We start from the raw sequence: 6,639 nt of genomic DNA, 5'->3' as shown, positions 1-6,639 counted from the left end.
GCGCGAGGCCAGGAACCCGTCGCCGCGCAGCGCCTCGTACGCGGCGGCCACGGTGGTGCGGCTGACGGACAGGGCGGCGGCCAGCTCCCGTTCGGCGGGCAGCCGGGCGGCGACGGGAACGCGGCCCTCCAACACCAGCAGGCGCACTCCGTCGGCGAGGGCCCGGTAGGCGGGCGTCCGCCGTGCCCCACTCGCCCCGGCACAGTGGGAGGAGAGGAGGCGGGCGAGCTGGGGCGCTCCGACCGCCGAGGTCCACTGAGCCATCACTTGAGTCCACCTTCTCGGGATTGGCCATGTCCGGGAACCGCTTACAGGCCACAGAGTGTCACGCGACGATCCAATGCGCCAGAAAGGACGGCTCCTTGTCCGGTTTCACAAGTCCCGGGGACTTCAGGGATTCCAGGAGATCCGGAATCCCGGGGGCCCCAGGCGGCTCCGCCCCGCCGGCCGGCCGCCGCCCCGGCCGCCTCGCCCGCCGCCTGGTGCGGCTCTACACCGGCCTGGTGCTCTACGGAGCCAGCCTGGCGCTGATGGTCCGCGCCGACCTCGGTCTCGGTCCGTGGGATGTCTTCCACCAGGGCGTCTCCGGGCACACCGGGCTGACCATCGGCACCGTGGTGATCGTCACCGGCGCGGCCGTGCTGCTGCTGTGGATACCGCTGCGGGAGCGGCCCGGCCTGGGCACCGTCTCCAACGTGATCGTGGTGGGCCTGGCCATGGACGCCGCCCTGGCCCTTATGCCGGAGCCGGACCCGCTCGCGGTACGTGCGCCGCTGCTGGTGGGCGCGGTGGTGATCAACGGGGCGGCGACCGGCCTGTACATCACGGCGCGTTTCGGGCCGGGCCCGCGCGACGGTCTGATGACCGGCCTGCACCGGGTCACCGGGCGCTCGGTGCGCCTGGTGCGGACGGGCATCGAGGTGGCCGCCCTGGCCACCGGCTTCCTGCTGGGCGGCACCGTCGGCGCGGGCACGGTGCTCTACGCCCTGGCGATCGGACCGCTCTCCCAGTTCTTCCTGAGGGCCCTCGGCGCACCCGCCGCCGGGCCGGACGGCGGCCGGAACGGCTCAGAGAACGGTCCGGGGAACGACTCGGACGGCGTGGACGGCTCGGGCGGCACGGCGGGCCGCCCGCGGGAGCGCCGCCGCCGGCGGCGGGCCATACTTCGTCCATGACGGCACCGGCCCTCCGCGCACCACGCCCCGACCACCCCTTCTTCGACCATCCCGTCCCCCTGGCCTTCGCCCACCGGGGCGGCGCCGCGCCGGGGGCGGAGAACACCCACGGCGCCTTCGCGCGGGCGGTGGAGCTGGGCTACCGCTATCTGGAGACCGACGTGCACGCCACGGCGGACGGGGAGCTGGTCGCCTTCCACGACACCACGCTGGACCGGGTTACCGACGGCAGCGGGGCGATCGCCTCCCTGCCGTGGGCGGAGGTCCGGCGGGCCCGGGTGGGCGGCGGCGAGCCGGTGCCGCTCTTCGCCGACCTGCTGCGCGCCTTTCCCCGCGCCCGCTGGAACATCGACGTCAAGGCGGACACCGCGCTCGCCCCGCTGCTGGAGGTCCTGGAGCGCGCCGACGCATGGGACCGGGTGTGCCTGGGGGCCTTCAGCGAGTCCCGGGTGGCCCGGGCGCGCCGCCTGGCGGGCCCGCGGCTGGCCACCTCGCTGGGCACCCGCGGCGTCCTGGGCCTGCGGCTGCGCTCGTACCGCCTGCCGGGCGCGGTCGGCCGCGGCGCGCTGTGCGCGCAGGTCCCGGTGCGGCACGGCGGGATACCGGTGGCGGACCGGGCGTTCGTCCGCCACGCCCACCGCAGGGGCCTCCAGGTCCACGTGTGGACGGTCAACGATCCGGAGCGGATGAGGACGCTGCTGGATCTGGGCGTGGATGGCATCATGACCGATCACATCGAGACACTGCGCACGGTGCTGGCCGAGCGGGGAGCCTGGACCTGACGTCCGGCAGCCGGGGCGTCCGGAGACCACCGGGTGGCCCGGCCGCTCCCCGCCCGTGCGCACGGGACGAATGACGAGGGGGCGCGGGTGGGTACCGAGACCGTGGCGGGAGCCGGGGACGCCGGGGGCGGGGGGGACTCCGGGGACACGGCGGAGGCGGAAGGCTTCGCCGGGGTCGCCGAACGGCGCCGCGAACAGCGCGGCTGGTACTTCTACGACTGGGCGGTCTCCGTCTTCTCCACCAGCGTGCTCACCGTCTTCCTCGGCCCCTATCTGACCTCGGTCGCCGAGGCCGCGGCGGACGGCGCCGGCTACGTCCACCCCCTGGGCATCCCGGTCCGCGCCGGCTCGTACTTCGCCTACACCGTCTCCGTCTCGGTGCTGCTGTCGGTGCTGGTGATGCCGCTGGCCGGGGCGGTCGCCGACCGGTCGGGCCGCAAGAAGCCGATCATGGGCGTGTTCGCCTACCTGGGCGCCGCGGCAACCACGGGGATGTTCTTCCTGGAAGGCGACCGCTATCTGCTGGGCGGGGCGCTGCTGGTGGTGGCGAACGTCTCCTACGCCACGGCCGTGGTGGTCTACAACTCCTTCCTGCCCCAGATCGCCACCCCCGGGGAGCGGGACGCGGTCTCCTCCCGCGGCTGGGCCTTCGGCTACGCCTCCGGCTCCCTGGTGCTGGTGGCCAATCTGGCGCTGTTCCTCGGACACGAGCCGCTGGGGGTGGGCGAGGGTACGGCGGTGCGGATCTGCCTGGCCTCGGCAGGCCTGTGGTGGGCGGTCTTCGCGATCATCCCGCTGCGGCGGCTGCGGGAGCGGCCCGCCGCCCACGCGCCGGCGGCAGGCGCCGCGGCCGCCGCGGGAATGTCCCTGCGGGGCGGCTGGCGGCAGCTCGCCGGGACGCTGCGCGATCTGCGCCGCTACCCGCTGACCCTGATGTTCCTGCTGGCCTACCTGCTCTACAACGACGGGGTGCAGACGGTGATCACCCAGGCCTCGGTCTTCGGCGCCGGGGAGTTGGGGATGGACCAGACCACCCTCATCGGCGCGATCCTGCTGGTGCAGATCCTGGCGGTGGCGGGGGCGCTGCTGCTGGGCAGGCTGGCGGTGCGCTACGGCGCCAAGCGCACGATCCTGGGCTCGCTGGTGGCGTGGACGGCGACGGTGGGCGCCGGTTACGTGCTGCCCCCGGGCGAGCCGGTGTGGTTCTTCGTACTGGCCGCGGCGATCGGAATGGTGCTGGGCGGCACCCAGGCGCTGTCGCGGTCGCTGTACGCGCAGCTGGTGCCGCCGGGCAAGGAGGCGGAGTACTTCTCGCTGTACGAGGTGAGCGACCGCGGCACCAGCTGGCTGGGACCGCTGGTGTTCGGGCTCACCTACCAGCTCACCGGCAGCTACCGGGACGCCATCATCTCACTGGTGATCTTCTTCGTTCTGGGTTTCGTCCTGCTGCTGCGGGTACCGGTCAGAAGAGCGGTGGCGGCGGTGGGCGGCGCTGCGCCGGATCGGATTTAGGCCATCGGCCGAAGGGCGGGTAGTGTACGCCTGCAACTCGTCGGATGGATCGTTACCGCACGCCAAGGACAGGCGAACGTTACGTTACGACCCCTGGGGGATGTGACAAAGCGGGCGGCTGCGGGTACCGCATATCCGACGAGGCAGCGGCACGACGGGCGACGCATGTCCCAGATCGGGAATCTTCACCGCCGACCGGACGTTGACCGGATGACGACGACAGCGACACCTGTCCTGTGGGCGACAAGCCCGGGAGGCACGATTCATGAGTGAGCGAGCTCTGCGCGGCACGCGACTCGTGGTGACCAGCTACGAGACCGACCGCGGTATCGACCTGGCGCCGCGCCAGGCCGTGGAGTACGCATGCCAGAACGGTCATCGATTCGAGATGCCGTTCTCGGTTGAGGCCGAGATTCCGCCGGAGTGGGAGTGCAAGGTATGCGGTGCCCAGGCGCTCCTCGTCGACGGCGAGGGCCCCGAGGAGAAGAAGGGCAAGCCCGCGCGTACGCACTGGGACATGCTCATGGAGCGGCGCACCCGTGAGGAGCTGGAGGAGGTGCTGGCCGAGAGGCTGGCGGTCCTGCGCTCCGGGACCATGAACATCGCCGTGCACCCGCGGGACAGCAAGCGCAAGTCCGCCCACGTGTGCGTCCGCGCCCCTAACGGCGGGGGACGGCTAACGCGCTCCCCCGCCCTTCCCGCCACGGGTGTCATGTCCGTCCTCCCGCACGACCTCTCCCGGGACCACCTTGCCGTCGGGCCGGTGGATGCGGAACTGTTCCTCGGCCGTACGCGCCTGCCGCAGGGTGTCCTCCAGGGAACCGGGGGCGAAGCCGGCGCGGCGGCCGAGCCGGCGCTCCGCGCCCCGGCGCAGCAACGCGGCCGTCGGCGGGAAGAGGCACAGCAGCCCGGCCGCGTCCGAGACCAGACCGGGCAGCATCAGCAGCAGGCCACCGAGCATGGCCAGCCCGTGCCCGCCCCGGCTGTCCTGCGGCCCGGTGCGCGGCTCGGCGCCCGGCTGGAGGCTCTCGACGGTCTCCACCAGACCGCGCCAGGCACGGCGCCCCGCGCGCTTGACGGCCGCGGCGCCCAACACCGCCCCCGCGACCAGGACGGCCAGGACGGCCAGTGCGCTCGTGGCGTCCGCGAGCAGGGTCAGCAGCCAGATCTCCAGGACCACGAAGGCGGCCAGCCCCACGGGGACGAGGCTGCGCCGAGGCCGGCCCCGGGGCCCGGCGCCGGGGGATCCCGGGCCTTCTGGGCCCCCCGGACCCTCCGATCCGGGCCGGGAGTGCCGCGGAGGCGGCTGGTACGGGTACGGTGCTCCGGTCGTCATGTCATCCAGTGTGCCTGCGGCCGAGCGCCTGGTTCACACGGGACCGCACGCCCCAGGCGGTGACCCGCCACAGGGCCTCGGCGACGATGTCGCGGTTCATCTTGCTGTCGCCGCGCTCGCGCTCCACGAAGGTGATGGGCACCTCGACCACCTGGTACCCGGCCTGCACGGCGCGGTTGGCGAGGTCCACCTGGAAGCAGTACCCCTGGGAGGCCACGTCGTCCATGCCCAGCCCCAGCAGGGTCTCCCTGCGGAGGGCCCGGTAGCCGCCGGTGACATCCCGCAGGGGCACGCCCAGCAGCAGTCTGGAGTAGGTGCTGCCGCCGCGTGAGAGGAACTTGCGGTGGCCCGGCCAGTTGACCACCCGCCCGCCCGGCACCCAGCGCGAGCCCAGCACCATGTCGGCGTTCTTGAGCGCGGTCAGCAGCCTGGGCAGCTCCTCGGGCTGGTGGGAGCCGTCCGCGTCCATCTCGACCAGGATGTCGTAGCCGTTGTCGATGCCCCAGCGGAAGCCCGCCAGGTAGGCGGCACCCAGCCCTTCCTTGCCCTCCCGGTGGAGGACCTCGACCCGCTCGTCCTCGGCCGCCAGTTCGTCGGCGGCCTTCCCCGTGCCGTCGGGGCTGTTGTCGTCGGCGACCAGGACATGGGCCTCGGGGACGGCGGCGCGCACTCTGGTGACGATCGGCCGGATGTTGTCGACCTCGTTGTAGGTCGGGATGATCACAAGGATCCTGCCGAGCGGATCCCTGTGGCGCTGCCGCGCGTCGTTCACTGCTGCCGCCTTTTCTCGTCCGTCCCGTTCACCCCGTGTCCCCGCCCCCGTCGGCCGGTCGCGAAGGCCGCTGCGCAGGACAGGACGCCCACCATAGCGAGCACCCACTCCGGTGCGGAGCCGATCCGGTCGGCGAGGGTGGTCTCGTCGCGCAGCGGGAGATCGGCGGTGATCACGTCCTGCGTGAACTCCTCCGTGCGCTGCCCGATCGTGCCGTCAGGGGCGACGACCGCGCTGATGCCGCTGGTGGCGGCGGTGACCACGGCCCGCCCGTGCTCGACGGCCCGCAGCCGGGACATCACCAGCTGCTGCTCGGGCTGGCCGGTGTTGCCGTAGGTGGCGTTGTTGGTCTGGATCACCAGGGCGCGGGCTCCGTCGTTGACGGTGTCGCGCACGATCCCGTCGTAGGCGACCTCGAAGCAGATGACGTCGCCGAGCCGGGCCGGGCCGACGTCCATCACCCCGGTGCTCTCGCCGGGCCAGAAGTCGCGAGGGACGCGCTGGAGGCGGGTGATGACCTTGCTGAGCTGATCACGGTAGGGCACGTACTCGCCGAAGGGCACCGGGTGCTGCTTGGTGTACGAGGCCCCGGGACCCGTCCCGGGGTCCCAGACGATGCCCTGGTTCTCGACGTAGCCCTCGCGCTCGGGATGGTCGACGAGGGCACCGACGAGGACGGGGACGCCCACGGCCCTCGCGGCCCGGTCGATGGCGTCGTACGCCTGCGGGTAGCGGTGCGGGTCCAGGTCGGAGGCGTTCTCCGGCCAGATCACCAGGTCGGGACGCTCCTCCCGGCCCGCCTCCACGTCCTCGGCCAGTTCCAGGGTGGCCTCGACGTGGTTGTTCAGGATCAGCATCGGGCGGCCCAGGAAGTCCATGCCGGGCTGCTGGACGTTGCCCTGGACGACGGCGATGCGGACGGTGTCGGCCGCCCCCGTGCGGACCGGTACGGCGTGGCCGGCCGCGGTCACGGCCGCGGCGAGGAGGGCCGCCCTGGGCGGCGCGCCCCTGGTGACCTTCGCCGTCGCGCTGACCGGCACCCTGCTGGCCGCCGCTGTCGCC

7 protein-coding genes and 1 pseudogene are annotated in these 6,639 nt (G+C 73.1%); 4 read left to right on the top strand and 4 right to left on the bottom strand.

The features are described from left to right. Positions 1-264: GntR family transcriptional regulator (locus LJ221_RS22665; protein WP_241718572.1), on the bottom strand; the 264-nt coding region annotated here is incomplete at its 3' end. A gap of 218 nt (positions 265-482) precedes the next feature. On the opposite strand from LJ221_RS22665, the gene LJ221_RS22660 reads away from it, so the two are divergent. From LJ221_RS22660 to LJ221_RS22645, 4 genes and pseudogenes are all read left to right on the top strand, one after another. Then, entirely contained in the window at positions 483-1,175 is a 693-nt protein-coding gene (locus LJ221_RS22660; protein WP_374228536.1) for a YitT family protein, read from the top strand. Then, a complete protein-coding gene (locus LJ221_RS22655) occupies positions 1,172-1,957 on the top strand; it encodes a glycerophosphodiester phosphodiesterase (protein WP_241718571.1) in 786 nt (261 codons plus the stop codon). Before LJ221_RS22660 ends, LJ221_RS22655 begins: the two co-directional genes overlap by 4 nt. 87 nt (positions 1,958-2,044) lie before the next feature. Beyond that, complete coding sequence (locus tag LJ221_RS22650) at positions 2,045-3,469, top strand: MFS transporter (RefSeq protein ID WP_241718570.1); 1,425 nt, start codon at positions 2,045-2,047, stop codon at positions 3,467-3,469. Between the two features lie 265 nt (positions 3,470-3,734). Beyond that, positions 3,735-4,106, top strand: a pseudogene (locus LJ221_RS22645) (RNA polymerase-binding protein RbpA); the annotation flags it as partial. Positions 4,107-4,145: 39 nt separating this feature from the next. Here LJ221_RS22645 and fxsA read toward each other — a convergent pair. The 3 genes from fxsA to lnt all read right to left on the bottom strand — a co-directional run. Next, positions 4,146-4,805, bottom strand: a complete 660-nt coding sequence (fxsA, locus tag LJ221_RS22640) for an FxsA family membrane protein (RefSeq protein WP_241718569.1) — start codon at positions 4,803-4,805, stop codon at positions 4,146-4,148. Position 4,806: 1 nt separating this feature from the next. Further along, entirely contained in the window at positions 4,807-5,577 is a 771-nt protein-coding gene (locus tag LJ221_RS22635; protein ID WP_241718568.1) for a polyprenol monophosphomannose synthase, read from the bottom strand. Further along, positions 5,574-6,639: apolipoprotein N-acyltransferase (gene lnt, locus LJ221_RS22630; protein WP_241718567.1), on the bottom strand; the 1,066-nt coding region annotated here is incomplete at its 5' end. The genes lnt and LJ221_RS22635, both read right to left, overlap by 4 nt.

The organism is Streptomyces sp. CNQ085, assembly GCF_022614595.1.
Taxonomy (GTDB): domain Bacteria; phylum Actinomycetota; class Actinomycetes; order Streptomycetales; family Streptomycetaceae; genus Streptomyces.
Note: the sequence above shows the minus strand (reverse complement) of the source record. Positions and strands in the feature narration are given on the sequence as shown.

Bases quoted from the DNA above. Each gene is read 5' to 3' on its own strand.
- fxsA (WP_241718569.1), bottom strand. From the start codon at position 4,805: ATGACGACCGGAGCACCGTACCCGTACCAGCCGCCTCCGCGGCACTCC.
- LJ221_RS22655 (WP_241718571.1), top strand. From the start codon at position 1,172: ATGACGGCACCGGCCCTCCGCGCACCACGCCCCGACCACCCCTTCTTC.